At 64.9% G+C, this 26056-nt stretch carries 30 protein-coding genes, 1 tRNA gene and 1 pseudogene; 13 read left to right on the forward strand and 19 right to left on the reverse strand.

The window, feature by feature from the left end:
- The first annotated feature begins 101 nt into the window (after positions 1-101).
- Entirely contained in the window at positions 102-1064 is a 963-nt protein-coding gene (locus H4O11_RS10405; RefSeq protein ID WP_182339347.1) for a pyridoxal-phosphate dependent enzyme, read from the forward strand.
- Positions 1049-1675: a YdcF family protein gene (locus H4O11_RS10410; RefSeq protein WP_425506036.1), complete on the forward strand. Its 627-nt coding sequence runs from the start codon at positions 1049-1051 to the stop codon at positions 1673-1675. Before H4O11_RS10405 ends, H4O11_RS10410 begins: the two co-directional genes overlap by 16 nt.
- A gap of 46 nt (positions 1676-1721) precedes the next feature.
- Here H4O11_RS10410 and bioC read toward each other — a convergent pair whose 3' ends face one another.
- The 5 genes and pseudogenes from bioC to bioB form a co-directional block, all read right to left on the reverse strand.
- Positions 1722-2606, reverse strand: coding sequence for a malonyl-ACP O-methyltransferase BioC (bioC, locus tag H4O11_RS10415; RefSeq protein WP_182339349.1), 885 nt, complete (start codon positions 2604-2606; stop codon positions 1722-1724).
- A 29-nt stretch (positions 2607-2635) separates the two neighbouring features.
- Positions 2636-3418, reverse strand: coding sequence for an SDR family oxidoreductase (locus H4O11_RS10420; RefSeq protein ID WP_182339350.1), 783 nt, complete (start codon positions 3416-3418; stop codon positions 2636-2638).
- A 46-nt stretch (positions 3419-3464) separates the two neighbouring features.
- Positions 3465-4226 carry a pimeloyl-ACP methyl ester esterase BioH gene (gene bioH / locus H4O11_RS10425; RefSeq protein WP_182339351.1) on the reverse strand — a complete coding sequence of 254 codons (762 nt, stop codon included), beginning with the start codon at positions 4224-4226 and terminating at the stop codon, positions 3465-3467.
- Positions 4227-4235: 9 nt separating this feature from the next.
- On the reverse strand, positions 4236-5450 hold the full coding sequence (locus tag H4O11_RS10430; RefSeq protein ID WP_182339352.1) for an aminotransferase class I/II-fold pyridoxal phosphate-dependent enzyme: 1215 nt from the start codon (positions 5448-5450) through the stop codon (positions 4236-4238).
- A 130-nt stretch (positions 5451-5580) separates the two neighbouring features.
- Positions 5581-6522: pseudogene (gene bioB / locus H4O11_RS10435) on the reverse strand (biotin synthase BioB); the annotation flags it as partial.
- Between the two features lie 103 nt (positions 6523-6625).
- Between bioB and H4O11_RS10440 the strand changes: the two are divergent.
- Positions 6626-7312 (forward strand): ComF family protein, encoded by a 687-nt coding sequence (locus tag H4O11_RS10440; protein ID WP_182339354.1) that lies wholly within the window; start codon positions 6626-6628, stop codon positions 7310-7312.
- Between the two features lie 129 nt (positions 7313-7441).
- On the opposite strand, the gene H4O11_RS10445 is transcribed toward H4O11_RS10440, so the two are convergent.
- The gene (locus H4O11_RS10445; RefSeq protein WP_182339355.1) at positions 7442-7855 is read right to left on the reverse strand and encodes a PIN-like domain-containing protein; all 414 of its coding nucleotides are present in this window, start codon (positions 7853-7855) and stop codon (positions 7442-7444) included.
- A complete protein-coding gene (locus tag H4O11_RS10450; RefSeq protein ID WP_343042816.1) occupies positions 7852-8556 on the reverse strand; it encodes a DUF433 domain-containing protein in 705 nt (234 codons plus the stop codon). Before H4O11_RS10450 ends, H4O11_RS10445 begins: the two co-directional genes overlap by 4 nt.
- 180 nt (positions 8557-8736) lie before the next feature.
- Here H4O11_RS10450 and H4O11_RS10455 point away from each other — a divergent pair, with 180 nt between their 5' ends.
- From H4O11_RS10455 to H4O11_RS10465, 3 genes are all read left to right on the forward strand, one after another.
- Entirely contained in the window at positions 8737-9291 is a 555-nt protein-coding gene (locus tag H4O11_RS10455; RefSeq protein WP_182339357.1) for an HdeD family acid-resistance protein, read from the forward strand.
- Positions 9291-9791 (forward strand): SecDF P1 head subdomain-containing protein, encoded by a 501-nt coding sequence (locus tag H4O11_RS10460; RefSeq protein ID WP_182339358.1) that lies wholly within the window; start codon positions 9291-9293, stop codon positions 9789-9791. The genes H4O11_RS10455 and H4O11_RS10460 overlap by 1 nt, the downstream gene beginning before the upstream one ends.
- 128 nt (positions 9792-9919) lie before the next feature.
- Positions 9920-10309, forward strand: a complete 390-nt coding sequence (locus tag H4O11_RS10465; protein WP_182339359.1) for a DUF2628 domain-containing protein — start codon at positions 9920-9922, stop codon at positions 10307-10309.
- A 76-nt stretch (positions 10310-10385) separates the two neighbouring features.
- Here H4O11_RS10465 and H4O11_RS10470 read toward each other — a convergent pair whose 3' ends face one another.
- The 4 genes from H4O11_RS10470 to H4O11_RS10485 all read right to left on the reverse strand — a co-directional run bounded on the left by H4O11_RS10470 (position 10386) and on the right by H4O11_RS10485 (position 12422).
- On the reverse strand, positions 10386-10721 hold the full coding sequence (locus H4O11_RS10470; RefSeq protein ID WP_182339360.1) for a hypothetical protein: 336 nt from the start codon (positions 10719-10721) through the stop codon (positions 10386-10388).
- A 367-nt stretch (positions 10722-11088) separates the two neighbouring features.
- Positions 11089-11541, reverse strand: a complete 453-nt coding sequence (locus tag H4O11_RS10475; RefSeq protein WP_182339361.1) for a PA2169 family four-helix-bundle protein — start codon at positions 11539-11541, stop codon at positions 11089-11091.
- A gap of 234 nt (positions 11542-11775) precedes the next feature.
- Positions 11776-12171 (reverse strand): hypothetical protein, encoded by a 396-nt coding sequence (locus H4O11_RS10480; RefSeq protein WP_182339362.1) that lies wholly within the window; start codon positions 12169-12171, stop codon positions 11776-11778.
- Between the two features lie 174 nt (positions 12172-12345).
- Positions 12346-12422 (reverse strand) — tRNA-Arg (locus H4O11_RS10485).
- Positions 12423-12640: 218 nt separating this feature from the next.
- Here H4O11_RS10485 and ubiA point away from each other — a divergent pair.
- The 3 genes from ubiA to H4O11_RS10500 all read left to right on the forward strand — a co-directional run bounded on the left by ubiA (position 12641) and on the right by H4O11_RS10500 (position 15463).
- Positions 12641-13534: a 4-hydroxybenzoate octaprenyltransferase gene (gene ubiA, locus H4O11_RS10490; protein WP_182339363.1), complete on the forward strand. Its 894-nt coding sequence runs from the start codon at positions 12641-12643 to the stop codon at positions 13532-13534.
- 100 nt (positions 13535-13634) lie between these two features.
- A complete protein-coding gene (locus tag H4O11_RS10495; RefSeq protein WP_182339364.1) occupies positions 13635-15059 on the forward strand; it encodes a short-chain fatty acid transporter in 1425 nt (474 codons plus the stop codon).
- Between the two features lie 239 nt (positions 15060-15298).
- Positions 15299-15463 carry a hypothetical protein gene (locus H4O11_RS10500; RefSeq protein ID WP_182339365.1) on the forward strand — a complete coding sequence of 55 codons (165 nt, stop codon included), beginning with the start codon at positions 15299-15301 and terminating at the stop codon, positions 15461-15463.
- Between the two features lie 57 nt (positions 15464-15520).
- Here the strand turns inward: H4O11_RS10500 and H4O11_RS10505 are convergent, their stop codons facing one another.
- The 7 genes from H4O11_RS10505 to H4O11_RS10535 all read right to left on the reverse strand — a co-directional run bounded on the left by H4O11_RS10505 (position 15521) and on the right by H4O11_RS10535 (position 20798).
- Positions 15521-15829 carry a hypothetical protein gene (locus H4O11_RS10505; RefSeq protein WP_246333419.1) on the reverse strand — a complete coding sequence of 103 codons (309 nt, stop codon included), beginning with the start codon at positions 15827-15829 and terminating at the stop codon, positions 15521-15523.
- A gap of 7 nt (positions 15830-15836) precedes the next feature.
- Positions 15837-16562: a MipA/OmpV family protein gene (locus H4O11_RS10510; protein ID WP_182339366.1), complete on the reverse strand. Its 726-nt coding sequence runs from the start codon at positions 16560-16562 to the stop codon at positions 15837-15839.
- A 166-nt stretch (positions 16563-16728) separates the two neighbouring features.
- Entirely contained in the window at positions 16729-17799 is a 1071-nt protein-coding gene (locus H4O11_RS10515) for a tRNA-dihydrouridine synthase (protein WP_182339367.1), read from the reverse strand.
- Positions 17796-18659: an IclR family transcriptional regulator gene (locus H4O11_RS10520; protein WP_182339368.1), complete on the reverse strand. Its 864-nt coding sequence runs from the start codon at positions 18657-18659 to the stop codon at positions 17796-17798. Before H4O11_RS10520 ends, H4O11_RS10515 begins: the two co-directional genes overlap by 4 nt.
- Positions 18660-18684: 25 nt before the next feature.
- Positions 18685-19617, reverse strand: coding sequence for a DUF6282 family protein (locus H4O11_RS10525; protein WP_182339369.1), 933 nt, complete (start codon positions 19615-19617; stop codon positions 18685-18687).
- Positions 19618-19647: 30 nt separating this feature from the next.
- Positions 19648-20409, reverse strand: a complete 762-nt coding sequence (locus H4O11_RS10530) for an HpcH/HpaI aldolase family protein (protein ID WP_182339370.1) — start codon at positions 20407-20409, stop codon at positions 19648-19650.
- Positions 20406-20798 (reverse strand): cupin domain-containing protein, encoded by a 393-nt coding sequence (locus H4O11_RS10535; protein ID WP_182339371.1) that lies wholly within the window; start codon positions 20796-20798, stop codon positions 20406-20408. Before H4O11_RS10535 ends, H4O11_RS10530 begins: the two co-directional genes overlap by 4 nt.
- 234 nt (positions 20799-21032) lie before the next feature.
- On the opposite strand from H4O11_RS10535, the gene H4O11_RS10540 reads away from it, so the two are divergent.
- From H4O11_RS10540 to H4O11_RS10555, 4 genes are all read left to right on the forward strand, one after another.
- Positions 21033-21746, forward strand: coding sequence for a CoA transferase subunit A (locus H4O11_RS10540; protein WP_182339372.1), 714 nt, complete (start codon positions 21033-21035; stop codon positions 21744-21746).
- Positions 21746-22378, forward strand: coding sequence for a CoA transferase subunit B (locus H4O11_RS10545; protein ID WP_182339373.1), 633 nt, complete (start codon positions 21746-21748; stop codon positions 22376-22378). The genes H4O11_RS10540 and H4O11_RS10545 overlap by 1 nt, the downstream gene beginning before the upstream one ends.
- A gap of 56 nt (positions 22379-22434) precedes the next feature.
- A complete protein-coding gene (locus H4O11_RS10550; protein WP_182339374.1) occupies positions 22435-23739 on the forward strand; it encodes an MFS transporter in 1305 nt (434 codons plus the stop codon).
- Between the two features lie 86 nt (positions 23740-23825).
- Positions 23826-25304, forward strand: a complete 1479-nt coding sequence (locus H4O11_RS10555; RefSeq protein WP_182339375.1) for an alginate export family protein — start codon at positions 23826-23828, stop codon at positions 25302-25304.
- A gap of 45 nt (positions 25305-25349) precedes the next feature.
- On the opposite strand, the gene H4O11_RS10560 is transcribed toward H4O11_RS10555, so the two are convergent.
- Positions 25350-26021 carry a VOC family protein gene (locus H4O11_RS10560; RefSeq protein WP_182339376.1) on the reverse strand — a complete coding sequence of 224 codons (672 nt, stop codon included), beginning with the start codon at positions 26019-26021 and terminating at the stop codon, positions 25350-25352.
- Between the last annotated feature and the right edge of the window lie 35 nt (positions 26022-26056).

The following is a 26056-nucleotide window of genomic DNA, read 5'->3' on the forward strand; positions in this document are numbered from 1 at the left end:
GCCCTTAATCCAGCCAGTCCAGCATGAATGAAGGCCAATGCCGGCGAAAACGCACTCAGGATGGCAGGCGGTGGTGATCACCCATACGTTAATCTTTACCGATGAACGAAGTGTTGTCGCTTCCAGCTCAGAGCGTCCTGGCTGCTGCTGCCCGGATCGCGCCGCATGCGGTGCTGACGCCGGTGCTGCGTTCGCGCGCGCTGGATGCGCTGGCGGGCGCGCGGCTGGCATTCAAGGCCGAGCACCTGCAACGCAGCGGGGCTTTCAAGTTCCGTGGCGCCTGCAATGCGGTATGGGCGCTGGCGCCCGGACAGGCGGCGGCCGGTGTCGTTACGCATTCGTCCGGGAACCACGGGGCCGCGCTGGCGCTGGCTGCGCGCACCCGCGGCATTGCCTGCCATGTGGTGGTGCCCGAAGGTGCCGTCGCGGCCAAGCTGGCCAATATCAGCCGCCACGGCGCCACGCTGTGGCGTTGTGCGGCCAGCATCCAGGCGCGCGAACGCATGTGTGCGCAGGTGCAGGCTGACACCGGCGCGACCCTGGTGCATCCGTACGCTGATGCCCAGGTGATTGCCGGGCAGGGCACGGCCGCGCTGGAGCTGGTGCAGGCCGAAGGCCCGTTCGACGTGGTGGTGGTGCCGGTCGGCGGCGGTGGGCTGGCCGCTGGCACCGCACTGGCACTGCAGCAACTGGCGCCACGGACCCGGCTGGTGCTGGCCGAGCCGGCCGGTGCAGCCGACACCGCGCGCTCGTTGCAGGCGGGCGAACGGCGCATCGATTTCGTGCCCGACACCGTCTGCGATGGCCTGCGTGGAACCTTGGGTGCGCCGAACTTCGCCGTGCTCCAGGCCGCTGCCGCAGAGGTGATCGTGGTTGACGATGCAGCCACCGTGCAGGCCATGCGCCTGCTGTGGCAGGTGCTCAAGCAGGTGGTGGAACCGTCCTCGGCGATCGCCCTGGCCGCGGTGCTGGCCCAGCCGCAGCGCTTTGCCGGGCTGCGGGTGGGGCTGGTCCTGTCCGGCGGCAACGTGGATATCGACGCGCTGCCGTGGGGTGCGGCATGAGTCGGCACCACGCCGGCCGGCAGCGTACCGGCCTGCTCGGCTGGATCTGGCGACTGTTCCTGCTGGTGATGCTGTGGCTGCTGGGCGTCACGGCATGGATCGTCTGGGTCGGTGAGCGCGACCAGGCGGCGCATGCCGATGCGATCATCGTGCTCGGTGCCGCCGCGTATGACGCCAAGCCGTCGCCGGTGTTCCAGGAACGCATCCGCCACGGACTGGACCTCTACGATGCCGGTTACGCACCGCTGCTGATCTTCACCGGTGGCTATGGTGGCAGTGGTGCGCGGTTTTCCGAATCGCAGGTGGCGCGACGCTATGCGTTGAAGCAGGGCGTGCCGGACGAAGCCATCCTGATCGAGACTGCTTCGCGCAATACCGTGCAGAACCTGGTGCAGGCCAAGCGCCTGATGGACCAGCGCGGCATCCATCGGGTGATCATCGTCAGCGACCCATTGCACATGGCACGTGCACTGCGCTTGAGCCGCGGGATGGGCATCGATGCGCTGGGATCATCCACGCCGAGCACGCGTTTCCGCAGCTTCCACACCAGTTGGCGGTTTCTGGCCCAGGAAATCTACTTCTTCCATCGCGACCTGTTCGTGGTCCGCTAGCGCCGGGCCATGCCCGGCGAGCATGGCGGCCCCGGGTTGCAGCGCATCAGCCCGGTCGCCGCCGGATCGGGATCGCCGATACCGGCACTGCGGCAATGTCCTGCCCCTGTTCGCGGATCGGCGCACCGGCCTGCGGTGCCCAGGCGTGCGCATAGATCACGTCCCAACTGCTGGGCAGCTTGCCATCGGTGCGCCGCAATGGCTCGTAAGCCGCCGCCGCCGCGGTGAAACGGCCGCGTCCGGTCAACGTACGGCGGCGATCGCTGCGTGCGTTGGTGGCACCCAGCGCGCGCAGTTCGCGCATCAACGCCGGCAGGTCGTCGTAGGTCAGGGTGAACAGGTCGCGGTCCAGCACCGGGTCGCGGAAACCGGCCATCATCAGCGCATCGCCGAGCTGCGCGATGGGTGCGAAGCGGCTGACATGCGGATGGTCGTCGACGGCATGGAAGGCTTCGCCCAGTTCGACCAGTGTCTCCGGCCCGAAGGTGGAACATAGCAACAGGCCGCCTGGCTTGAGTACGCGACGGAACCCGGCGAACACCGCCGGGAGGTCGTCCACCCACTGCAGGCACAGGTTGCTGAAGATGACGTCCACGCTGTCGTCGGCCAGCGGCAACGCGGTGGCATTGGCACACACGCGATGGAACGGCTTCCACCAGCCCGCCTGGCGCTTGGCCTGCTGCAACATCGGTTCGGCCACGTCCAGGGCGATCACCTGTGCCTTCGGCCAGCGCTTCTTCATCAATGCGCTGGCGTGGCCGGTACCGGCCCCCACGTCCAGCACGACCTCGGGACTGCGTGCTTCCAGGTAGTCCAGCGACTCCATCAGGCGCTGCTGCACTTCGCGCTGCAGCGCGGCGGCGGCATCATAGGTGGTGGCGGCACGCGCGAAGGCGCGGCGGACGTGGCGGGGATCGGAACGGTGGTTCATGCAGGTCTCGATGCGGCCGCGATGCGGCGTCAGAACGTTCCGGGGTAGGCGCCGCCGTCGATCAGCAGGTTCTGCCCGGTAAGGTAACCCGCCTGCGCACTGCACAGGAACGCACAGGCCGCACCGAACTCATCGGGCTGGCCAAAGCGGCCGGCGGGGATATGGCTGCGCTTCTGTTCGGCGATGGCCTCGGCGTCGCCCCCCTGCTGGCTGGCCATGAAGGCGAAGTTGCCGCGCAGGCGGTCGGTGTCGAACTGGCCGGGCAGCAGGTTGTTGATGGTGACGCCATGGGCGACGGTGCGCCGCGCCAGCCCGGCGACGAAACCGGTCAGTCCGGAACGCGCGCCGTTGGACAGCGCCAGGATGTCGATGGGCGCCTTCACCGACGACGAGGTGATGTTGACGATGCGGCCGAAGCCGCGTTCGATCATGCCATCCACGGTGGCGCGGATCAGTGCGATCGGGGCCAGCATGTTGGCGTCCAGCGCGGCGATCCAGTCGTCGCGTTCGAAGGTACGGAAGTCGCCTGCAGGTGGCCCGCCGGCATTGGTGACCAGGATGTCCACCTGCGGGCAGGCGGCCAACGCCAGTGCCCGGCCGGCTTCGGTGGTGACATCGGCGGCGACCGTGCGCACCTCGGCCGCGCCGGGCAGGGCGCGCAGTTCCGCAGCGGCCTGCTGCAGCGCCGCTTCGCCGCGCGCCACGATGGCCACGTTCACGCCCTCGGCGGCCAACGCACGGGCGCAGCCCAGTCCCAGCCCCTTGCTGGCACCGCAGACCAAGGCCCAGCGGCCGGAAATTCCAAGATCCATGTTCAGTCCACCTCGTGCGACAAGACCTGCATTTTCGCCTATCTGTTCATGCCACGGTGACGACGAACTGTTGCAGCCGCGCGGCTATTTCATCGGCCTGGCCAAGGAAAGGCGCATGCCCACCATGTTCGATGGTGGCCGCGGTCCCTGCAGGGGTCAGCGCGGCAGCGGCGTGCATGGCCGCCGGTGGCGCCAGCCGGTCGCGCCTGCCAGCCAGCCACAGGTTGGGCTTGCCCAGCGTCGGCAGCGCGCCGCGCAGGTCGGTGGCCTCCAGGAGTTGCCGGCCTTCGGCCAGCACGCGCGGTGCAGGCGGGCCATCATCCACCAGGCGCTGGTGCAGCCCGCGCAGATCGTCGCGGCCGGCTGCGGCATGCATCAGGTCCAGCGCCAGGAAGCGGTCCACGGTGCCGGCGTAGTCCGTGGCCAGGTCCTGTGCGAACTGTTCGAACAGCGCCGGTGGTACTGCATCCGGCCAGCCTGCGTCGCGCACGAAGCGTGGCGAGGAGGCGATCATAGCCAGCCCGCGCACCTGCGGTTGGGTGGCGGCCGCATGCAGTGCGAACAGGCCACCGAGCGACCAGCCACACCACACCGCAGGCGGCGTTGCCGCGACGATGGCATGGACGACACCGGGAAGCCGCAGCGGTGTGTCATCGGCGCGGCTGCGGCCATGGCCGGGCAGGTCTACCACGTGCAGGGTGAAGTCAGCAGACAGCCGCTGTATCAGTGGCGCGAACACCGCGCCCTGTAGTGCCCAGCCATGGAGGAGGACAAGGGCGGGGCCTTGGCCAACGACGTCGATATGCATGCCGGCGCCTCAGGCCAGCGCGGCAGCCGGCCATGCCGGGCCTGACGCCAACCCGTCGCGTGCCTGGGCGATAGCCTCTACCAGTGCCTGCACCTGGGCTGCCGTGTGCAGTGCCGACAGGCGCACGCGCAGCCGCGCGCTGCCATCGGTGGCACCCGCAACGTGCACCGCTTCCACCCACCAACCGGCCTGTTGCAACGCCTGCGACAGTGCACGTGCCTCGGCGTCGCTGGCGCATGGCAACGGTTGGATGGGCGTCTCCGTTGGCATCAGTGCCAGCCCGTGTCCGCGCGCGCTGCCGCGGAACACATCGATAAGTTCGGACAACCGTTCGCGGCGCCAATCATCGCGACGCACCAGCCGCAGCGCGTCAAGCGAGGCTGCTGCCAGCGCCGGCGGCAGGGCCGTGGCGTGCAGGTACGGACGTGCCGTCGCGGCCAGGTGGCCGATCAAGGCGGCATCGCCGACCACCACCGCGCCTGCACCACCCAGCGCGTTTTCCAGCGACAACACCTGCAGCGGTACTTCGGCAATGCCCAGGCCGGCGGCGGCCACGCTGCCACGTCCCTGTTCGCCCAGGATGCCGATGCCGTGCGCATCATCCACGCAGAACAGCGCCTGCTGCATGCGCGCCACCAGCGACAGGGAACGCAGGGGCGCCGCATCGCCCTCCGCGGCGAACAACGCCTCGGTGACCAGCATCGCAGCGCCATCGGCGGCATGCTTCAACTGGCGCATCGCACCTTCGCTGTCCAGGTGCGGATAGCGGCGCAGGCGCGCGCCTGACAGCGCGCTGGCATCGAGCAGGCTGGCCGCGTTGCCATGGTCCTGCACGCAGACATCGCCGTCTTCGCCCAGCAGTGCCTGCTGTACGGCCAGGTTGGCGAGGAAGCTGCTGCCGAACAGCAGGCCGCGCGGGTACCCGAGCCACTGCGCGACGTCGTTTTCCAGCGCCTCGTGCAGGACATGGCGGCCACCGGCGGCGGGCGTGGCACCGGCACCGAAGCCATCGCGCGCGGCTGCTTCCTGCAGGGCGTTGACCACGCCGAACTGCTGGGCAAGCCCCAGGTAATCGCTGCTGCAGAACTGGGCCAGCCAGTGGCCGTCCACTTCCACGCGCACCCCATCGCGGCGGCTGACCGCGCGCGGTGGTGGGGCGATGCCCTGTGCATCCCGCTGGGCACGCAGGGTCTGGACACGGTCGAACAGATCAGGACGGGCCATGGGGGCGGCAACAGGGAGGTACGGGCGGGTAGCGTAGCAAACCCGGGCGAATGGCTGCCGCTGCGATCGGCTAATGGCGGGTAATGCACGTCAGGTTGCCGGTGACGGGCATGGCCTGTCGCTACCTGGTCATCGGAACCAGGCCCAGCCGCGCGAACAGCGCCTCATCCTGCGCCGTGTCCGGATTCCCCGTGGTCAGCAGTTTTTCGCCATGGAAGATGGAATTGGCGCCGGCCAGGAAACACAGCGCCTGCAGCTCATCGCTCATGGTCTCCCTTCCTGCCGATAGTCGCAGCATCGAACGTGGCATCACGATGCGCGCCACCGCGATCATCCGCACGAACTCGAAAGGATCCAGCTCGGTACTGCCATGCAGCGGCGTACCGGCTACCTGCACCAGCCGATTGATCGGCACCGATTCCGGCTGTGCCGGCAGGTTGGCCAGCGCGTGCAGCAGGCCGATGCGTTGCGCGCGGGTTTCGCCCATGCCGACGATGCCGCCGCAGCAGGTCTTCAGCCCGGCATCGCGGACATGGCCCAGCGTGTCCAGCCGATCCTGGTAATTGCGCGTGTGGATGATGGAATCGTAGTAGTCCGGCGACGTATCCAGGTTGTGGTTGTAATAGTCCAGCCCGGCGTCCTTCAGCGCCCCTGCCTGCCCGGCATCGAGCATGCCCAGCGTGGCGCAGGTTTCCAGGCCCAGCGCCTTCACCCCGGCGATCATCGCGGCCACCTTGGGGATGTCGCGGTCCTTCGGCGAGCGCCATGCCGCGCCCATGCAGAAGCGCGAGGCACCGGCATCGCGTGCCGCGCGTGCGCGCACCAGCACCGCTTCCACGTCCATCAGCTTCTGTGCCGACACGCCGGTGTCATAGCGCTGCGCCTGCGGACAGTAAGCGCAGTCTTCCGGGCAGCCGCCGGTCTTCACCGACAGCAGCGTGGAAACCTGTACCTGGGTGGGATCGAAATGCGCGTGGTGCACGCTGGCTGCACGGTGCAACAGCACAGGAAAGGGCAGCTCGAACAACTGCCCCAGATCATCGCGGGAAACCATGGATATCCTGTAAACCATAAAATAACAATGTAAGTTTACATTATGGGGCGAGCGATGCCCCACTGCCATCCGGCCGGAACCCCGATACCCCCGGCGCACGCCATGCACCACCCTGCAGCACATGCGGCTCCCACTCCTGCGCGCGCCAGGCAGCAGGCTCCTCGGCATCCTGCTACCACCCGTTTGCCAGGTCTGCGGCGAGCCTGGCGAACACGACCGCGAACTCTGCGGTCCCTGCTGCCTTGCGCTTCCTTGGCATACCGACGGCTGCGCGCGCTGCGCCGCACCGTTGCCCGAAGACGCCAGCGACATCTGCTTCCGCTGCGAGGAAATGCCGCCGTTGCTGGACCATTGCTGGGCCAGCCTGCGCTACGAAGATCCGGTCAGCGCGCTGCTGCTGCGCTACAAGTTCCATCAGGACCTGGCTGCAGGCCGCCTGCTGGCGCAGTTGATGGCGCTGTCGCCGCCGCCATGGCCTTTGCCGCCATTGGTGGCCGTGCCCTTGCATGGAAGCCGCCTGCGTCGGCGCGGTTACGACCAGGCTGGTGAACTGGCGCGGCTGATCGGTGCGCCGCGCTGGCATGGCCTGCGTCGCATCCGTGCCACGCTGCCGCAATCCGAACGCGGTGCGGACGCACGCCGGCACAACCTGGATGGCGCCTTCGCGGTGCGTGGGCCGGTGCCGGACGCGGTGGTGCTGGTGGATGACGTGATGACCACTGGCAGCACGCTGCATGCCTGCGCGGAGGCATTGCGCGCGGCCGGCTGCAGGGACGTCAGTGCCTGGGTGTGTGCGCGGGTGCCGTGATGGTGGCCGGCAGCCTTGGCGAAGCGGGCCGATGCACCGCTGCTCCGGGCTCCAGTGTCATGCGACCAAGCAGGACATGGCCCCGCTTTACCGATCATGCCGGAAGACATCAGCCCGGCCATCTTCCTCTCACCCTCGTCGCTTCACCGGCAGGATTCTTCCAGAGGAGGCACGTTTATGCGGAATGGTAAAAATGGAACCGCGGCTTGTCAGTCCGACAAGTTGCATCATCTTGGGCCACCATTCCAACAGCCGTGCAGCTTTCTCATACTGATTCAGCTGGCCCCAGCCCTTGGCCAGCACGAATACCGTCAGGCCAAGACGTGCCACTGCCTCGCGCTCGGCGGGGCGGCGCTGGTGGTGGTCTTGCGTGACGTGTACTTCAACATTGGCTCTGGAGGCAGCCTCGAAAAGATCGACATCCCTGGTGCCGGCTTCGACCAGGTCGCGGACATGAACCACCTCGTGGTCGTCCAACGTGGCGATGGCATGCACGGCGCGCGCCAACGATGGAGGAAGATTCTCGTCGATCTGCGCTTTCAATGTGCGATCTGCCGCTCGAACAAAATGGCCTTGCGGACAGCGGCAAGGGGGACCTCGAACAGCCTGGCAACGCGCGCCTCATCGCCACCCTCGCCGATCAGCGCTGCGGTGATCGCCGCAGTGGGCACCCCGGACCTGGCAAGGATCGGCTGGCCGAACTGTCGTTCCGGATCAAAGACCACCGCATGGCTTCCCTTCAATGGGTACCAACGCGCTGCAGCATCATCAACGGTCAGCTCGATGCCCTCACGCAAAGAGGGTGCAATGACTTTGCGGATGACGTCTTGCCGCCTGACTACATCGACCAGCGCGGGATCACCACTGGCATCCACCAGTTCCATGAATATCCTGCGCCCATCGGTCTTGAACGACGTGCTGGTGAAGGGATAATCCCGCCCCAGACGTTCGCCAAGTTCACTGATGGTCTGACGGATTAGATTCAGTGGGACACCACAACTGATGAACGTGCGCACGAAGCGGAGTTCCACCAGATCTCTAAAGCCAATGCCGTCAACGCCCGAACCTTCCCACTGGGGCGTCCACAGCGGGGGGTGCACTACATTCTGGCCCTGACGTCGAACGGTATATCCCTTCAGCCAGCGTCTGAGTTCGGCGGGCTTCCCGCCGATGAACCGGGATGCGTCCGCGAACGAATAAAGGCCTCGTCCCAACGTGTCTGAAGGTGGCGGCATGGATCCCATGTGCGCAGTCTAACCAAGTGTCGTGGACCGGGTATGGAGGAATAGGAAACTTCCTCGACGCGGCCCGGAGCGATCACGAGCCACTATCCGCCAAACGGTGCGCGTCTGCCCAGGCACAGGTGACGGCCTTCGCCACGCCAACAGGTACCATGGGCCACAAACAGGCCAATGGAGTCGCCGATGAACAGCCCTTCGTATTCCCCGATGCTGTCCGCCCTCGGGCGCAGCTGGTGGATCCTGCTGGTGTACGGTCTGGTGGCACTGGGCTTCGGTGTCGTCGCCATCGGCTGGCCCCTGGCTGCCGCGCAGGGCCTGGCTTGGGCGTTGGGCGTGATGGCCATCGTCGAGGGCGTGACCAGCCTGTTGGGCCTGTTCGGTCGCGAAACCGGGATATCACGGGGTTGGCTGCTGCTGTACGCGCTGGCATCGCTGGCCTTCGGCATCATCGCGGTGATAAACCCGCTGGCCATCGCCAGCGTGGTGATCCTGCTGTTGGGTGCATGGCTGCTGATGGCTGGCGTATACCGCATCGTGCTGGCCATCCGCATCCGCCGCCATGTACAGGGCGAATGGATACTGGTGCTTAGTGGCGTACTGGCATTGTTGCTGGGTGCGTTGTTCCTGGCGCGGCCGTTGGCCGGCGTGGCCGTCACCACGTTGTGGGTCGGCGTGGGCAGCGTGTTGTATGGCGCGCTGCAACTGGTGGTGGCGTTCAAGCTGCGGAAGCTGCGCTGATGCGCTGCCTGGTCGGCGGCGTGGGTCGTGGCCTGGCCGCGTTGGCCCTGCTGGTGGGACTGGTGGGCTGCGGCCAGCCTGAGCAGCCTGATGAACCTGCCAACCCGCCGCGAGAAGGCATACGCCTGGAACTGCGCGTGGTGGATGGGCAAGGGCAGGGCACCGCCCTGGAGTGGCAAGGCAAACGGATCCAGGTGCGTGAGCCTTCCTTGATTTCGAGCGCCGACGTAGTGGATGTGCGCAGCGCGATGAATGACGTTTCGCCGTCGCCGGGCATCCAGTTGCGGCTGGACAAGGCAGCTGGCGAACGGCTGTCCGCCGCGACCGCGCAACTGGTTGGGCAGCAACTGGCTTTCAGCGTGGATGACCGCGTATTGACCGTGGCCACGGTGATGGCACCGCTCGGCGAGAGCATGCAGGTGACGGGGCTGGACTCGCTGCAGGAAGCGGCGGACATGGTGCAGCACATAACCGGGCATGCCCCAACGCCGTCCCGGTAGGGCGGGTCCATGGGCCGCTGCTTGTGCCTTGCAGCGTCAATAAAGTGTCATTCTGCGACGTCGAACGCTGGCTTTCTGGCATAGACAAAAGCTATTATGAAATCGTTTACATATAAATGAATACGGAAATGGATTCCACAACCCAATCGCAGTACAGCCCCAAATGGCAGTTCCGCTTCAATTTTTTTGAACAACATGGTGCGCCCAACACGCCCGCTTTCAAGGAAGCGTACAAGGCACTGCCGTTCGGCCAGAAGCTGAAGGTCAACTTCAACTTCTTCGCCCTGTTCTTCAGCTGGATTTACCTGTTCATCCTGGGCATGTGGCGCAAGGCACTGTCCGTGCTTGGCCTTACCATCGTACTGATCATCCTCGCCTCGTTCATGCCCGATATCGTCGCCCGCGGCCTTGGCATGGGCTGGTCGCTGCTGATCGCGCTCACCACCAACTATTCCTATTACCTGGACAAGGTGAAGGGCAACGTCAGTTGGAACCCGTTTGAAGGCATGCGCTGGTAACGTCGCGCTGTCGCGTTCCTGGTGACGACCAACGGTCGTCACCCACCGGGCAGCGCCGAGCGGCGTGGGTCCCGCATCACCCCAGCAACTCCCGCGCCCCCGCCAGCAGCCCCTCCACCAGGTGCGCCGGCAACACCGGTCCATCCGCCACGTCCTGGCGCTCCAGGTGCGCGGCATGCAGCAGTTCCAGGATGGCTTCCAGCCCGCGCACCTTGCCACTGGCCAGCATCACGTGCCCCTCCCGGGCTCGACCCGTCTGCGACAGATACACCACGCGCCCCGAATCGGGATCGGCCATGCCATTGCTTTCCAGCATGCGCTCCAGCTTTTCTACGAATTCCGCAGGGAGATCGTGCAGGGTGTCGCCGATCAGGGAATACAGACGTGCACCACTCAGGGGGCGTTTGGACATCACGGACCTCGCATCACGTGGAGGCCACCTGCGCCGGGGCGCAAGGTGGCGGACGGTGCGGGTTGGCGTACCGGACAGTTTGTAGGCGTAAAACCGGCGGATCGGGAGATCGATCCCCGCGCGCCGCCCGCCATGTAACCGGCAGGGCAATGCATTCTCCGCCGTGCCCATGGGGCGACAACAGAGCCAATCACCTACAAACTGGATCGGGACGCCAATCCCGGCTGACGCGACTGGCGCCAGCGGGATCATCGTGCGCAGGCAGTGGCGCTTGCGTCCATGAGGAAAACTGCGGTTTGTGGCAAGGAGATCATCGTGTCCCGCTGCTTCCTGCCGGTGACGGGCTGAAACCCGTCACCGTGCTCCATCAAGCGTTTTTCATCGACAGCTTGATGCGACGCATTTCATTGTGGCACTGCTGCACTTCCGGCAGCAGTTCGCGGGCTTTGGCAACTGCGGCGGCCGGCGCATCCTTGTCGGTCAGCACATCCTTGAACGCGCCCAACAGACGGTCTTCGGATTCTTCCAGCTCGGCCACGTAGCCATATTGGGTATCGCCGAAGGCGGCGCGGACCTTGCCATAGAACTGTTGCACGCTGCCCACCACGGTGCCGTGCTTGGCGGGCTCGCCGCCACTGGCGGAAACCGCGCCGCTCAACGACGCGACGAGGTTGCCCTTGACGCCGGCGATGCGGACGAACAACGCCGACAATTCCGGGTTCTGCACCTTCTTCGCGGCTTCGGTATAGAACTCCTGGCCGTCGCGGGCGATCTCGATGAGGTCGTTGAGGGTATGTTCGATCTTGGATTCGGTACTCATGCGTAGTGCTCCCATTGGTGTGGCCGGCAGGCACTGCGAGGTTCGCGGTGCCGTTGAAGACCACCTTGGGGGAGCCTGCTTCTACTGCGGGTGAGGAGGTATTGATGGACTCGTCATGTGGCCCAACGCAGCAGTAACGCGAAGCGCGTGGACGAGCCAGTGTCATGGGGCCTGCGTGAATCCTGCAGCAGCGCGGGGAAGCGATGAGGCTGCCCCGCGCTGCCTTGTTGCCCGTCACTCCTTGTCCAGTTCCACGCGCAGGCCATCGGCGGTGTTGCGCACGATGTCCAGGTCGAAGTTGCGTATGCCGTCGTTGGCGCGGACAAGCACGTCATCGCCGTCATCGATCTCCACTTCATAGACCTCGGCCCCGAACGTGCTGCTCAGCGCGTTGCTTACCAGCACCGCGGCGGCCTCGTCGTTGGTCGCGGCGGGAATCGGGACGGTGACATTGGTGGCCTGGCCACCCTTCGGCGTAAGCGAAAGCTCGATCTCGCCAGCGACCTGTGAGCGATTTTCGAAATCGATACGCCATTTGTTGGAGGGCTCGGCAATGGCGGCCGAGGCCGTCAGGCCGAGGACCACGCCCAGTGCGAGAGGCGGGAGGATACGGGTGGGTTTGATGGCCATGGTTGCCACTCCTGTCCGGGAAGACGGGCGACGGTGCCCAGGAGCAGCCGATGCTGGCGCAGGCAGGTAGATGGCGACGTGAATCCACGCAGCGCCGGCTGGACCGCGCGGGCCGGGAGAGTTGCGTGACGAGTGCGGTGCCTGATGCAGGCGGTGCCCGCGAGGGGCTGGAGATGGTGCGCCCGGAGGGATTCGAACCCCCGACCAATGGCTTCGGAAGCCACTACTCTATCCGGCTGAGCTACGAGCGCATTTTGGAACCACCACGCCGGGGTGGGTACCGAGGCGGGTGCGGCAACGCCCAGGGAGGCGCTGCGGGACCGGCATTCTATCGGCTTTCGGAGCAGAAATCTCCCCCCTCCTGTGCCCGGCAGGCGCTCGCCAGGTCAGCGTGCCGGCATGGCTCTCCGGAAGCGGTTCATGTCCACCTGCCGCCAAGCCCAGCACCCTGCGGAGGTATCATTCCCGCATGTCATACGAACGTTCTGAAGCGCCTGCCGCGCAGGCCACGCCGCGCTGGCGGCATTACTGGAAACTGATGCGCGCCGACCGCCCGATCGGCACCTTGCTGCTGCTCTGGCCGACATGGTGGGCGCTGTGGTTGGCGTCCGGGGGCGTGCCGCCGCTGTGGACACTGTTCGTGTTCACTGCCGGTGTGTGGCTTACGCGTTCGGCGGGTTGCGTCATCAACGATTACGCAGATCGCTGGCTGGACCCCCATGTGAAGCGCACCAAGGACCGGCCACTGGCCAGTGGCGCGGTGCGTGGGCGCCACGCTCTGCTGCTGTTCGCGGTGCTGATGCTGATGGCTTTCGCGCTGGTGCTGACGATGAACCTGCTCACCGTGGGGTTGAGCTTCATCGGCATCTTCCTTGCGGCCAGTTACCCCTATCTGAAGCGCTACACGCACCTGCCGCAGGTCTACCTGGGGATGGCATTCGGCTGGGGCATCCCGATGGCATTCGCTGCGGTGCAGGGCGAAGTGCCGGCGCTGGCGTGGCTGCTGTACGTGGGCAACATCCTGTGGTCCACCGCATATGACACCTGGTATGCCATGGTGGATCGGGACGATGACCTGAAGGTGGGCTCGCATTCCACCGCCATCCTGTTTGGTGACCTGGACCTGGTGATCCAGGGGATCCTGTATGCACTGTTCTTCGCGGCGATGTCGTTGGTGGGGCTGCGTGCGGAGCTGGGCGCGTACTACTTCGCGTCGGTCGGCGTGGCGGTGGCGCTGGTGGTGTATGAGTTCTGGCTGTGCCGCAACCGTGAGCGTGATCCGTGCTTCAAGGCGTTCCTGCACAACAACTGGGTAGGCGCCGTATTGTTCGTGGGGATGGCGGTGGAGCTGGCGGTGCGCTGATGGCCAGCGGCGTGATCCAGGCGGCTGTACGACCAATAGGCGAATGACAGGGCCGGGCGGTCCGCGCAGAATCCCGCAATCACACCTGGGAGGGTAGGCGATGGCTTCGACCACGGCGGTACAGGACGGCTGGATGGCACGCGCGGCGTTGCGTTCGGCGGCCTGGGCGGAAAAATGGTTCCCGGATGCCTATGTATTCGCGGTGCTGGGCGTGGTCATCGTGGCCGTCACGGCGATGGCCTTCGGTGCCACGCCGCAGGCCACCGCACAGAGTTTCGGCAACGGCTTCTGGAGCCTGATTCCGTTCACCATGCAGATGGCTTTCGTGGTCATTGGTGGCTATGCGCTGGCCACTGCGCCGGTGGTTGCGCGCTTCATCGATTTCCTCGCCCGCGCGCCGAAGACCGGTCGCGGTGCGGTGGTCTATGTCGGCCTGGTCAGCATGCTGGCGTCGCTGCTCAGCTGGGGTTTTTCGCTGGTGTTCGGCGGCTTGCTGGTGCGGGCGCTGGCGCGCCGCGAGGACCTGCGCATGGATTACCGCGCGGCCGGCGCGTCGGCTTACCTGGGCCTGGGTGCGGTGTGGGCGATGGGGCTGAGTTCGTCGGCTGCGCAGCTGCAGGCCAACCCGGCCAGCATGCCGCCGGGGCTGGTGGAGATCACCGGCGTGCTGCCGTTCACTGAAACCATCTTCCTGTGGCAGTCCATCGTGCTGACGACCGCGCTGATCGGGGTGTCGCTGCTGATTGCCTGGTTCACCGCGCCCACCGAACGCAGCGCACGCGTGGCGGCCGATTTCGACGGCGCGGCGCAGGCAGAGGCGGAGCCGTTGCAGCCGCGCATGCGCCCCGGTGAGTGGCTGGAATACAGCCCGCTGCTGACCGTGCTGCTGTCATTGCTGGCGTTCGGCTGGCTGGCCGGGGAGTTCGCCAGCAAGCCGGTGGTTACCGCCATCGCCAACCTCAACACCTACAATTTCCTGTTCATTTCATTGGGCCTGCTGCTGCACTGGCGTCCGCGCAGCTTCCTCAACGCGGTGGCCAAGGCGGTGCCCAGCACCACCGGCGTGCTGATCCAGTTTCCGCTGTACGGTGGCATCGCGATGATCCTCACCCATGCGGCCGGTGGCGATGGCGAGACACTGGCGCACCGGTTGTCGACGGTGTTCGTGCATATCGCCAACACTGATACGTTCGCACTGGTGATGGGCATCTACTCGGCGGTGCTGGGCTTTTTCGTGCCCTCTGGTGGCGGCAAGTGGATCATCGAGGCGCCCTATGTGATGCAGGCGGCCAACGAACTGCAGGCGCACCTGGGCTGGGCGGTGCAGGTATACAACGCCGCCGAGGCGCTGCCGAACCTGATCAATCCGTTCTGGATGCTGCCACTGCTGGGCGTGCTGGGATTGAAAGCGCGCGACATAGTCGGCTTCACCTTCATCCAGTTGCTGGTGCACATTCCGCTGGTGCTGGGCCTGCTGTGGCTGCTCGGCATGACACTGGAATACGTGCCGCCGGTGATGCCGTAATGCAGCGAGGTCATCGCACCGTCACATCCCCAGGGAGGGTGAATGGGCCTCAGGCGAGCAGGGCATGAGCATATGCGGATGCCGCATGAATTCTTAAGGTGCTTGTGGTGCAAGCCTTCCGGGCAGGTACCGGGGAGGCGTTGACGCCGGTGTGCTGGAATTCGCACGCGCGGTTAACCCGGGGCTGCAGACGATGGCCACGACCGCGGCATTCCGCATGCGGCTTGTGGAGCACTGACATGGCTAACCAGCAGAATCAGCAGAACCAGAAGAACCCGCAACAGAACCAACAGAACCAACAGGATCACCAGAAACAACAGCAGCAACAGCAGCAACAGGAAAAACAGCGCAACCAGGGCCAGCAGGGCGGGCAGAACCCGCAGGACAACGACGAAGAAGAATGAGGTTCCGTGTTGGCTTGGACAAACAGGGCTCCGCTCCGGCGGGGCCCTTCTTCTGCGTCATGCCTTGGCCCGTGCTGCCCGCCTGGCAAGCAGGTCCATGCGTCGCGAGATCAACCGGTGCAGCTGGCCCAGCTCGTCCTTCCGGCTGCTGGACATGTTCTTGCCGAACAGCACCCTGGCCAGTGTCTGCTCCGGGGTGTCGCGCGGATAGTTCAGCTTCGCGCTGTAGATCTTCAGGCAGGCCAGCCACGCAAGGGTGAGGCCTCCGCCCGGCAACCGTTGGAACTGGGTTTCGTAGATCTCCCAGAATTCGTATTCGGCCTCCAGGTCGATGATCACGTCGGCGTAGCGGGCCGGGCTCTGCATGGTGGCCTCAGAAAGACCGGCTGAGGGTCAGCACGGCAACATCCTGATGGTCTGCCTCTACCATCGGGCTATCGGTGATGCTGTCGTCCAGCAGGGCACGCCGCAAGGTGGCCGTTCCGGTCCAGCGTGCCCCCAGCGGTACCGCGACGGTGACGCTGGCATAAGGGGAAATCGAGTCACCCGGCGTATAGCGGGCAAGCCCTGAGCGCGCCGCCTCGGCACCGGACACGCGGTAGTAGTGCTGGGTGATCTCCTCGCTCTGGTAGCTCACGCCGACTTCCGGGATGATTGCCACCTTGCCTTGGGACAGCGGGTAGTTGTAGTGGACGTCGGCGATGAAGCCGCCCACGCCGGTGATTTCGGCCTGCGCCTTGGCGCCTACCTGCCCCCAGCTGCCGCCATGGTTCCACTCCAGTCCGGCGGCAGCAAGGAAGTCGCGGTCGTCGAGCTGTTTCATGCGCCAGTCGGATGAATCCTTGCTGCGGAAGCGGAACGGCAAGGGGCTGACTGAAATCGACAATGATCCCGTGTCGCTCTGGGTGAGCTTGTAGCCGAGGTCCAGACCGTGTGCATAGAACTTCTTGCCTTCCCAAGTGAAGAAGGGGAAGGGCAGGGTGTCGGAGTCGTAGCCGCGATAGGCCGATGCGGTATGGCTGACGCCCAGGCCGACCGTGGTGGTCTGTTGCGCCGAGGCGGCATGGGTCGCGAACAGGCACGCGACGGTGCTGGCCACGAGGATTCGGCGGCCAGGGGTGCCCCGATGGGCGATCAACGCAAGGGCAGGATGCTGGTTGGGCATGGGGCGGCTTTGGCCATGAAAGGGCCCTGCAGCGTAATGACCCAACATTGTGGGAGGGTTGCGTCCAGCTGCCGGATCCCTGCAAAGGATCCGACGTCTGTCAGCGTGTCGTCCGGGGAATGGTGTCGGTCGGCGGAGCGAACTGCTCCCAGTGCCCGGGTCGGCTCGCCTGCTCATGGTAGCCCTGTGCACGGTCTGCCGCGATTCCCAACAAGCCTGCTGCCGTGCGGCCACGTCGGCCCAGGTAGCTATCCAGTTCGGTGATGGCGTCCTCCAGCACACCGTAGCCGCCGGCAAAGACGGCGGAGGTCATCTCGGTGGCACTGGCGCCCGCCAACAGGAAGCGTGCAACGTCCAGGCCGCTGCGTGCTCCATTGGTGGCGAGCAAGGGGAAATCGGGACCCAGCCGCCGCCGGCTCATCATCAGCCAGCGTGCCGTGAGCGGAAGTGCCCAGCTGCCTCCGATTGCGGCCGAGGTGCCCAGCGTCGGGGCTTCGGTGTCCAAGTCTGGCAGGAAGCCCATGAACCGCCCCATCAGCACCACCGCGTCAGCGCCGGCCTGCCGGGCTGCATCGGCCATGCCGGTGACGTCCTCGCTCTGGCCGGTCAGCTTGATCCACAGCGGCAGCGACGTCGCTTTGCGAATGCGTGAAACGATCTGGACGATGCGTTCGCTGTTGCGCTCCAGGGCGATGGCGCCACGTGCAGCCTCCTCGCCATGCGGTGCGCCGATATTCAGCTCGATCACGCGCAGCCCGGCCTGTTCGATCTGCTTGGCCTGTTCAGCACAGTGCTCCAGATCGGCCAGGATCAGGCTTGGAATGACATAGGCATCCTGCGTGGCGGCATGCTGGTCCAGCGTTGCAAGCTCGTCGATCCATGGAGCGAAGTCGCGCTGTACCAGGCCGGAGCGGCCGAACAACATCGCATCCGGCGGGGGCGCGAAGTTCCACTCCAGCCGATTCCATCGGCTATCGAAGAGGGCGTAGTCGGTTCGATCCAGTTGCTGCTTTGCGGCTTCGGACTCGTTCGTTGATTTGGCTACCACGGCAGAAGCACCACTGCGCAGGGCGCGTGCAATCGCCGCGCCGGTCATCGTGTGCTCGCCGGCACCGCAGATCACCGGGTTCTTCAGTGGGATCGAGCCCACCTGGATGGAGAGTCGGGTCATTGGGTTCCTGGTAATGCTGAGAGAGCAGCTTCGGCGCTGGGCACCGCTTCGTATGCGCTGCAGTTCAGGCGGGCGCTCAGTTCGGCTGCGGCCTGTCGGATGGGTTCGAGTATTCCGGCCGTCGGCGGCGACAGGATCTCGGCGCTGGGCCCAACGATGCCGATGGTGCCGAGGATGACGTTGTCATCGCGCAGGATGGGACAGCACAGCGCATTGACGCCGGGCGTGACTTCCCCATCGGCATCGTCCCAGAGGCGGGCGCGGATGAGCGCCAGGCGTGCCGCAAGGTCGGCCGGGTCCACCAGCGTGCGATCAGTCAACCGCTGCAGCTTGCGGCGGAATACCCGCTGCTGGCTCGCTTCATCGGCAAAGGCCAGTACGGTGCGGCCCTGCGCCGAGCAATGCGGCTGCACGCGATTGCCGGGCTTCACCGAGATACAGACGTTGGCACGTGATTCCACGCTGGAAACAACCAACGCCGTGTCATAGGTGGCGACCGATAGCAGGGCTGTCTGTCCGGTGGCATCGCGGATGCGGGTGAGATAGGGGTCGGCCAACGCGCGTAGATCGAACTGCTCGCTTGACGCCGCGCCGTAGACCACCAGCTTGGCACCCAGCCGATACTTGTCGTTCGTCGGGTCCTGCTCGACGATGCCCAGCTGGCGCATCGATGCCAGGTGGCGGTAGACGCGTGGCTTGGGCTCCTCGATCAAGGTGGCCAACTCGGTCACCCCCAGGGGACGCCGTGCGTTGGCCATCTCATCGAGCAATCGGAACACCATGGCCACCGACTCCAGCAGCACGGGGCTGCGGGCGTCACCCTGGGGTTCGAGGGAAGCAATCGGCGTGGTGCTGTTCATGGCGTGCTCCGGGCGTGGCCTGAGGTCAGATGCCCATCAGCCGTGCGGCATTGTGGGAGGTCATTTTACGGACATCGGCTTCACTATAGCCAAGCTCGAGCACCATCCGGATCACGTAGCGGAAGCCATCGGTGACGTTGGGGTTGCCGACCTGTCCCAGGTCCGAGCCGAGGATGGTGAGATCGGTGGTGCCGGCTTCGATGACGTCGCGCATCTCATCGGCATCCCAGAATTTGAACTTCGATCCGGGCGTCCACATGCACATGGAGTGCTCCATGAAGACGCCTTCGCGGGCCAGTTGCCGCATGTCGTCAAGGGTGGCATCGATGACATAGGTGGGATGGTTGACCAGCAGGCGCTTGACCCCACGCTTGCGCGCTTCCTCGAACAGTGGCCAGATCTCGCTGATATGCAGGTGGCCTGCCGACAGCACGACACCGGCTTCAGCGATCACGTCCAGGATTCCCTTGACCTCTTCCTTGAGCTTGCCATCGTCATCAAGCACGGTCAGCGGGATAGGCTGCAGCATCTTCTGCGTGGTCTGGGGGAACTTGTCGGTGAAGCTGGCATCCTTCTTGTGGTGCGCGATGTGGTTTGCCGAGGAGAACGTCGGCATCCATACCAGGTTCGCACCCAGTTTCAGGCCGTGCTCGACAGCATGGATGTTCAGCCCGCCGGATGCGTTGTTGAGCGGCACGCCGGACAGGATCCGTACGCCCAGGCCGTCATAGTGCTTGTTGAGCAGTTGCGCGATGGGCGTGCAGGAGTAGTAATGGTCCTTCAGCAACAGCGCTTTCATCCCCGCTTCGGAGGCTTCGTGCATGACCTCGATATGGTCGCAGTAGCGCGGCATCACCGAAGGGCCACTGTGGCAGTGCAGGTCGATGCAGCCCTTGAGGATGTCTTCGACCTGCTCGTTGCTGACAGGGGGGGTGGGGCGTTCGACGACGGAATTCATGTGCAGTGTTCTCTTGGAGTGTAGGCAGGGTCAGGCGTGCAGCGCCTGGGCGGTCGCCAGCCAGCCCGCGCGCACGGCGGCCTGGTCGGAACCAACGACGAAGAAACGAAAGCCCTGTTCCAGGTAGGGCAAGGCCTGGGCTGGGGTGGCTACGAAGATTCCGGCGGCTTTTCCGGCGGCTTGTGCAGCACGGAGCGTGGCCTGGGTGGCCGCTTCCACCTGGGGGTGGTCGATGTCGAAGACGCGGTAGGACACCGCCAGGTCGGCGCGGCCGACGAACAATGCGTCCACGCCATCCGTCGCGGCGATCGCTTCCAGTTGCTCGATCGCAGCGGCGTCCTCGATCTGGCAGATGACGGCAGCCTGCGCATCGCCTTGTTGGATGTGTTCGTCCATGCCAAGCGCACCGTAGCGTCCAGCACGTGCTGAATTGGAGAACCCGCGGACCCCGTCGCGATAGCGCGTTGCCGCCACGATCCGGGCGGCCTGCGTGGCACTGGTGACGTGCGGTACCAGCACGCCGTTGGCGCCGAGATCCAGCACGCGCAGCAAGGTGGAAGGTTGGCTATCGGGTACACGCACCACGGCCGATACGCCGGCAGCACGCGCCGCCAGCAGCGCCAGGTCGATGTCCCTGGCCGAGAAGGGTGCGTGTTCCATATCCAGCACCACGGCATCCAGTCCTGCAATCCCGGCGATTTCCACCATGGCGTGGTGCGCGGTCTTCACGAACGTAGCCGCCATGCGTTGCCCGTCTGCCAGGCGCCGGCGCAGTGTCACCTGCGTGCTCATGCGCCGGTCGACGCGTCTTCGGTGAATTCGCCCCGCTGGTAGTCCACCAGGTGCTGGTAATCGCGGCGCAGGGGTGAGAACACGTCCAGGTTCAACACGACTTCCTCGCCGATCGGCTCGGCGTAATGGATGACATCCGGAGGGATGCGGATCATCGAGCCCGGCCCACCCTCGACAGCTTCATCGCCGATATGGAAACGGACGCGGCCCTGCACGATGAGCACGAGCTGCTCGAATGGATGCTGGTGGGGGTTCACCTGCATGCCCGGGGTCAGGAAGTTCATCACGCAGATCGTGTCCTGGCCACGAAAGCCGACGCGCTCGACCCCGCGACGCACGACCTCGCGCGGCAGGTCGTTCCAGTTGTGCAGCAGGGATTCAATGCTCATCGGACGCCTCCTCAGGCTTTTGCGCATAAATGTGTCATTGAGCGACACGTCGTTCTTCTCAATGATCCAAAGGCTACGCCCGCCATTCCGGATTTGTCAAAGACCTCCTGCGCATTTGTGCGATGCACAAATCATTGACATCAAAGGAAAACTGGAAATACGATGTGTTCGTTGAAAGAACATTGTTTCGTTGAAAAGAACTGATCGTCGTTCTGTCCTCAACAAGAGAGCATCATGGGATCACGCAATAAATGCTTCCAGAGCGCCGCGATGGCGCTTGCCGATATCACCTCGGATGGCCAGACCTTGGCCGTTGGTGGCTTCGGCCTGTGCGGCATACCCGAACAACTCATCGATGCGCTGCGCGACACCGGGGTGAAGGACCTGACGGTGATCTCCAACAATGCGGGCGTGGATGGATTTGGCCTTGGCCAGCTGCTGGCCACCGGCCAGATCAGGAAGATGATTTCGTCCTACGTGGGCGAGAACAAGGAATTCGAGCGCCAGTACCTGGCTGGCGAGCTGGAGCTGGAATTCAACCCACAGGGCACGCTTGCCGAACGCCTGCGTGCCGGTGGCGCTGGCATCCCCGCGTTCTTCACCGCAACCGGATACGGCACGGTAGTGGCCGACGGCAAGGAAACCCGCGAATTCAACGGCAGGCACTACGTGATGGAGACCGCACTGCGTGCCGACGTCGCCCTGGTCAAGGCCTGGAAGGGCGATACCGCCGGCAACCTGGTGTTCCGCAAGACGGCGCGCAACTTCAATCCGGTCTGTGCGATGGCAGGCAGCGTCTGCGTGGCAGAAGTGGAGGAGATCGTTGAAGCCGGTGCCATCGACCCGGACCAGGTGCACCTGCCGGGCATACATGTTGATCGCATCGTGCTCAACGCCAACCCGCAAAGGCGCATCGAACAGCGCACCGTCCGCGGAGGGGTGGCGTAATGGCCTGGACCCGTGAACAGATGGCTGCGCGTGCGGCGCAGGAAGTCACTGATGGGGCATACGTGAACCTTGGCATCGGTTTGCCGACCCTGGTGGCCAACCACATCCCCGAAGGGATGGATGTCTGGCTGCAGTCGGAGAACGGCCTGCTGGGCATCGGCCCGTTTCCCACCGAGGACGAAGTGGACGCCGATCTGATCAACGCAGGCAAGCAGACGGTCACCGCACGCAAGGGTGCCAGCTTTTTCGGAAGCCATGATTCGTTCGCGATGATCCGCGGCGGCCACATCGACCTGGCGATCCTGGGCGCGATGCAGGTGAGCGAAAAAGGCGACCTGGCCAACTGGATGGTGCCGGGCAGGATGGTCAAGGGAATGGGCGGCGCAATGGATCTGGTGGCTGGGGTCAGGCGCGTGGTGGTCCTCATGGAACACGTGGCCAGGGATGGCAGCCGCAAGATCCTGCCCGCCTGCGACCTGCCTTTGACCGGGTTGGGCGTGGTCGACCGCATCATCACCGACCTCGGCGTGTTCGATGTCACGCCCGACGGCCTGGCACTGGTGGAGGTGGCACCAGGGGTCGAGATGGCCGAGCTCAAACGTAAGACGACGCACTTCAGCGATACCCGCTGACCATCACTCTCACTCACACGACAACGCAACACAGCTGGCCCCGGGAGGGACTTCCTATGCAAGCCAATTTGACGGTCGATGAACAGACCGCCTTGATCAAGCGACTGTTCTGGCGGCTCATGCCGTTCGTTACGGCCATCTATCTCATCGCCATCATCGACAGGCAGAACGTCGGTTTCGCCAAGCTGCAGATGGTGGGCCATCTGGGCATGACGGAGACGGCATACGGCCTGGCATCCTCGCTGTTCTTCATCGGCTACCTGTTGCTGGAAGTGCCCAGCGTCATGATGCAGAACAAGTTTGGTGCCAAGCTCTGGCTGGCGCGCATCCTGGGCACCTGGGGAGCAGTGACGATCGCGCTTGGCTTTGCGCACACGGGAACGGCCTTCGGTGCCCTGCGGTTCCTGCTGGGGGTTGCCGAAGCTGGTGCCTATCCCGGCCTGATCTTCTACCTGACCCTCTGGTTTCCCAAGGCGTACCGGGTCCGGGCGATCGCCGTGCTTACCCTGGGTAGCTCGCTGGGCAATGCGATCGGGGCACTGATGGGCGGTCCGCTGCTTGAGCTTGACGGAGTATTGGGCCTGCATGGCTGGCAGTGGGTGTTCATCGCCACAGGTGTTCCGGCCGTGGCGATGATGTTCATCGTGCTGAAATGGTTGCCGGACAGTCCGGCCCGCGCGGACTTCCTGAAAGAAAAAGAGCGCCAATGGCTGGAGAAGACCCTGGATGAGGAGGCGGGAGGGCGCGTCAAAGGCCATGGCTCGTTCGCCGCGGCGCTGGTCAGCCCACGGGTACTGTTCCTGTCGCTGGTCTACACGCTGATCATGATCTCGCTGTACGGCGTGATCTATTGGACGCCGACCGTGGTACGCGCCTTCGGCGTCAGCGGAAGCACCAATGGCCTGCTGAGTGCGACGCCGTGGCTGGTGACCACGGTGCTGTTGCTGTGGCTGCCAAAGCGGATGGAAGGTGCGCGGCGCTCCTTGATCGCGATGACGACCCTGTCCGTCATCGGCCTGGCCGCGTTCGTTGGCAGCACGCTTGCTGGCGACAACACGCTCCGCTTCCTGGCCATCGTCATTGGCACGCCGTGCATATCGCTGCTGCTGCCGTGCTTCTGGCCACTACCATCGCGCACCCTGAGTGGTGCGCAGGCCGCGGCCGGGATTGCGATGATTTCCACGATCGGCAGTATCGGCGGCTTCGTTGCGCAGAACCTGATGCCATGGGTCGCCAAAGTGGGCGGTGCGCCGGTCTACGCGATGCTGGTGCCGGCCGCGTGCCTGGGAGCACTCGCGCTGGGCAGTGCGATCGCCCTGGGACGCGGTGGCCCAACGCCCGACCTGGCCGCCACGCCGTGATGCAGCATGCTGGCCCTTACCCATTGTTTCCGTACCGGTGGGCATCTGCCGGTCGATAGGGACATTCATCCCCAAAGGAATTTTTCATGACCTCGATGCTACCCCGCCTGTTGGCGCTGGCAGGCCTGAGCATGTGTGCAACACAGGCCCGTGCGCAGGAGGCAGCCGGCGTGCCCCATGGCGCTGTGCCTGCCGCTGCCAAGGCGGAGCCGACAGAAGTGCACGAATCCGAGTTCCCCGTGATCGCGATGGGCAACGGGCCGCGCATGGGGAAACGCTACTATCTGGCACGCTGGGCCGAAGACTGGTCAGCGCCGACGTCCAGTGATGATCCCTTTGCGTCGCTCAAACACATCGGGCTGGGCGCGCCTGGCCGCTATCTCACGCTCAACGGGCAGCTTCGCCTGCGCGAGAACAGCGTCAACGGACCCGGACTGACCGACGCAGCACAGACTGATCAGTTCCTGCTGCGTGCGCACCTGGGTGCGGACCTGCACCTGGGCCGACATCTTCGCCTGTACGGCGAATTGCTGTCTGCCCAGATGGATGGCCACAACCTGGCGCGCACGGCGACTGCGCAGAATGACCTCGACCTGTTGCAGGGATTCGTAGAGGTCGATGGCAATGCGGGTGGGGCGCATGTCGGTGCGCGCGTGGGGCGGCAGGATTTCGTCGACGTGTCTCCGGTGCTGTTCTCGCGCCGGGAGTCACTCAACGTGCCGTTGACGCATAACGGCATACGCCTCTATGCCGTGTGGCCGAGATTCCGGTTGGGATTGTTTGAACTGACGCCGACTTCTCCCCGTGAAGGCACTTTCGACGATCACCGCAGCGACACTGAGAAGCTGCGCGGCATCAATGGCAGCGTAGCGTTGGATGCAGCGGGAGGGAGATTCGTTGATCCGTTCTTCTATCGCTATGAGAACAGCGCCAAGCGTTGGGGAGGCCAGGTGGGCATGGACCGGAGGGATACGAGCGGCATTCGGCTCTGGGGAAGTGCGGGAGCGTGGCAGTACGATTGGACGCTTGCCCACCAGTCCGGAACGTTCGCTGGCCGGGACGTCGATGCGGACGCCATCTTTACCCGCACCGACAGGGCCATCGGAGACTTCCGCTGGAAGCCGCGCCTGGGCGTGCGCGCCGATTCTGCATCAGGTGGTGGAAGCTACACCGGAGGCACGCTGCGCGCATTCAATTACGGTGTTGGCCATAGTCCCTACTTTGCAGACAACAACTACCTGGCCCCGGTGAATATGCTCAGCATCGCGCCGAACCTTTCTGTCCAGCCGGCATCCAACGTGCGGATCACTCTCGAATGGGCACATGTACGGCGTCGAGACGAACAGGATGCCGTCTATAACGGAGCGGGGATTGCGTATGCCGGGACGGAAAACGTACCGGGCAAGGACGTAGGCAGGATCGCGCGGCTGAGCGGTAACTGGTCATTGGACGATCATCTGTCCCTGTCCACGTTCATCAACTACGTCGAGGCCGGCGACGTGCTGCGCAGGGCGGGTTACCGGGACAGCTTCTACACTGCGGTGTGGGCGAGTTACGTCTTCTAGCCGGCTGGGCCGGATTCCTTTTCGTAAAAAGGGATCGGGCCCTGATCAGCGGGCACGCACGCGCCAGCCCTGTGCCGCATCGTGGCACTCGGACGTGCCTGCACGGGTCTCGATGACCACCTCGATCCCCTGTGCGTTGGGCAGGTCCTTCTGTTCGGGGAACCACCGGCGCCTTGTATCGGACAGGATCAACAATCCCTCGTCGTCGCCCATCGGAGCGAACTCCGCCGATGGCGTGGACAAGGGCTGCAGACCGAAGCGCGTGCCTATCGCTTGCCGTGTTGCCGGGACATCGGCGGTGGGCAGGCCGACTTCGCTCAGGCAGGTGAGTTCGTTGCCATGGAATACGCCCGTTCTTGATGAGGCGGGCAGGCGGCGGCGACCGATCAGCTCCAGGATCAACCCGTCAGGGCCGGTGAAGTACACCGACTGCGACTGCCAGCTGCTTTCCAGAGCGAAGTGATCCTTGCCATCGCGATCGTGCTGCAGTGGCGTACGTGCGCGCAGCCAAGCCATCGCGTCGGCGAAGCGGTTGTCCGGCACGTTGAAGGCCAGGTGCACGCCGCCCACCGGATGCTTGCCTGCCGCCCGCAGGATCAGCGTGCTCCATCCTGTTTTTATCTTGTGGTCCTCCACGTGCAGCTGCAGCACGTCGCGGAAGTACGCTGAAACGGCGTGGGTGTCGGAGACGGGCAAGGTGAGTTCGACGATGCGCATGGGCCGATGATGCCACCCGAGGCGTGGACAAGGGG

Source organism: Stenotrophomonas tumulicola, assembly GCF_014117215.1.
GTDB classification, from domain to species: domain Bacteria; phylum Pseudomonadota; class Gammaproteobacteria; order Xanthomonadales; family Xanthomonadaceae; genus Stenotrophomonas; species Stenotrophomonas tumulicola.

Bases quoted from the DNA above. Each gene is read 5' to 3' on its own strand.
- H4O11_RS10465 (WP_182339359.1), top strand. From the start codon at position 9,920: ATGGATTCCACAACCCAATCGCAGTACAGCCCCAAATGGCAGTTCCGC.
- H4O11_RS10525 (WP_182339369.1), bottom strand. From the start codon at position 19,617: ATGAATTCCGTCGTCGAACGCCCCACCCCCCCTGTCAGCAACGAGCAG.
- H4O11_RS10545 (WP_182339373.1), top strand. From the start codon at position 21,746: ATGGCCTGGACCCGTGAACAGATGGCTGCGCGTGCGGCGCAGGAAGTC.
- ubiA (WP_182339363.1), top strand. From the start codon at position 12,641: ATGTCATACGAACGTTCTGAAGCGCCTGCCGCGCAGGCCACGCCGCGC.
- bioC (WP_182339349.1), bottom strand. From the start codon at position 2,606: ATGAACCACCGTTCCGATCCCCGCCACGTCCGCCGCGCCTTCGCGCGT.
- H4O11_RS10430 (WP_182339352.1), bottom strand. From the start codon at position 5,450: ATGGCCCGTCCTGATCTGTTCGACCGTGTCCAGACCCTGCGTGCCCAG.
- H4O11_RS10535 (WP_182339371.1), bottom strand. From the start codon at position 20,798: ATGAGCATTGAATCCCTGCTGCACAACTGGAACGACCTGCCGCGCGAG.
- H4O11_RS10495 (WP_182339364.1), top strand. From the start codon at position 13,635: ATGGCTTCGACCACGGCGGTACAGGACGGCTGGATGGCACGCGCGGCG.
- H4O11_RS10450 (WP_343042816.1), bottom strand. From the start codon at position 8,556: ATGGGATCCATGCCGCCACCTTCAGACACGTTGGGACGAGGCCTTTAT.
- H4O11_RS10520 (WP_182339368.1), bottom strand. From the start codon at position 18,659: ATGAACAGCACCACGCCGATTGCTTCCCTCGAACCCCAGGGTGACGCC.
- bioH (WP_182339351.1), bottom strand. From the start codon at position 4,226: ATGCATATCGACGTCGTTGGCCAAGGCCCCGCCCTTGTCCTCCTCCAT.
- H4O11_RS10440 (WP_182339354.1), top strand. From the start codon at position 6,626: ATGCGGCTCCCACTCCTGCGCGCGCCAGGCAGCAGGCTCCTCGGCATC.
- H4O11_RS10530 (WP_182339370.1), bottom strand. From the start codon at position 20,409: ATGAGCACGCAGGTGACACTGCGCCGGCGCCTGGCAGACGGGCAACGC.
- H4O11_RS10505 (WP_246333419.1), bottom strand. From the start codon at position 15,829: ATGCAGAGCCCGGCCCGCTACGCCGACGTGATCATCGACCTGGAGGCC.
- H4O11_RS10420 (WP_182339350.1), bottom strand. From the start codon at position 3,418: ATGGATCTTGGAATTTCCGGCCGCTGGGCCTTGGTCTGCGGTGCCAGC.
- H4O11_RS10460 (WP_182339358.1), top strand. From the start codon at position 9,291: ATGCGCTGCCTGGTCGGCGGCGTGGGTCGTGGCCTGGCCGCGTTGGCC.
- H4O11_RS10500 (WP_182339365.1), top strand. From the start codon at position 15,299: ATGGCTAACCAGCAGAATCAGCAGAACCAGAAGAACCCGCAACAGAAC.
- H4O11_RS10480 (WP_182339362.1), bottom strand. From the start codon at position 12,171: ATGGCCATCAAACCCACCCGTATCCTCCCGCCTCTCGCACTGGGCGTG.
- H4O11_RS10475 (WP_182339361.1), bottom strand. From the start codon at position 11,541: ATGAGTACCGAATCCAAGATCGAACATACCCTCAACGACCTCATCGAG.
- H4O11_RS10515 (WP_182339367.1), bottom strand. From the start codon at position 17,799: ATGACCCGACTCTCCATCCAGGTGGGCTCGATCCCACTGAAGAACCCG.
- H4O11_RS10455 (WP_182339357.1), top strand. From the start codon at position 8,737: ATGAACAGCCCTTCGTATTCCCCGATGCTGTCCGCCCTCGGGCGCAGC.
- H4O11_RS10560 (WP_182339376.1), bottom strand. From the start codon at position 26,021: ATGCGCATCGTCGAACTCACCTTGCCCGTCTCCGACACCCACGCCGTT.
- H4O11_RS10470 (WP_182339360.1), bottom strand. From the start codon at position 10,721: ATGTCCAAACGCCCCCTGAGTGGTGCACGTCTGTATTCCCTGATCGGC.
- H4O11_RS10540 (WP_182339372.1), top strand. From the start codon at position 21,033: ATGGGATCACGCAATAAATGCTTCCAGAGCGCCGCGATGGCGCTTGCC.
- H4O11_RS10405 (WP_182339347.1), top strand. From the start codon at position 102: ATGAACGAAGTGTTGTCGCTTCCAGCTCAGAGCGTCCTGGCTGCTGCT.
- H4O11_RS10550 (WP_182339374.1), top strand. From the start codon at position 22,435: ATGCAAGCCAATTTGACGGTCGATGAACAGACCGCCTTGATCAAGCGA.
- H4O11_RS10555 (WP_182339375.1), top strand. From the start codon at position 23,826: ATGACCTCGATGCTACCCCGCCTGTTGGCGCTGGCAGGCCTGAGCATG.